This window comes from Brevibacterium sp. FME17 (assembly GCF_014897515.1).
Classification (GTDB): Bacteria; Actinomycetota; Actinomycetes; order Actinomycetales; family Brevibacteriaceae; genus Brevibacterium.
In genome coordinates, this window is the sequence record NZ_JABUYD010000082.1 from 1 (window position 1) to 502 (window position 502).

The window sequence follows — 502 nt, forward strand, 5'->3', positions numbered from 1 at the left end:
CAGATCGCCAAGGACTTCGGAGTCCACGAAGGCACCATCAACAAATGGCTCCGCCAAGCAGAAATCGATGCCGGCAACAAACCCGGCAACACCAGCGACGAGTCCGCCGAACTACGAGAGATGCGTCGGCGCAATCGTCTGCTTGAGCAGGAGAACGAGGTCCTGCGCCGGGCGGCCGCGTATCTGTCACAGGCGAATCCTGCTGATCAATTGTGCTCTACCCGCTCGTGAGAGAGCTCGCCGCCGACGGTATCCCCGTCGCGGTGTCGTGCCGGGTCTTGAAGCTTTCCCGCCAGCCCTACTACCGGTGGCTGGCCGCACCTGTCCCTGATACCGATCTCGTTGAGGCATACCGGGCCAATGCGCTCTTCGATGCCCACCGCGATGATCCCGAGTTCGGGTACCGATACCTCGCCGACGAAGCCGAAGCGTCCGGCCAGCCCATGGCGGCACGCACTGCGTGGCGGTTGTGTTCGGCCAATGACTGGTTCTCCGCCTTCGG

1 protein-coding gene and 1 pseudogene are annotated in these 502 nt (G+C 63.1%); both read left to right on the forward strand.

The window, feature by feature from the left end; all coding sequences use genetic code 11:
• Positions 1 to 231 (forward strand): transposase (locus INT40_RS20400; protein ID WP_413463567.1); only part of this gene is annotated, 231 nt, incomplete at its 5' end.
• Positions 228 to 502: pseudogene (locus tag INT40_RS20405) on the forward strand (IS3 family transposase); the annotation flags it as partial. The gene INT40_RS20400 and the pseudogene INT40_RS20405, both read left to right, overlap by 4 nt.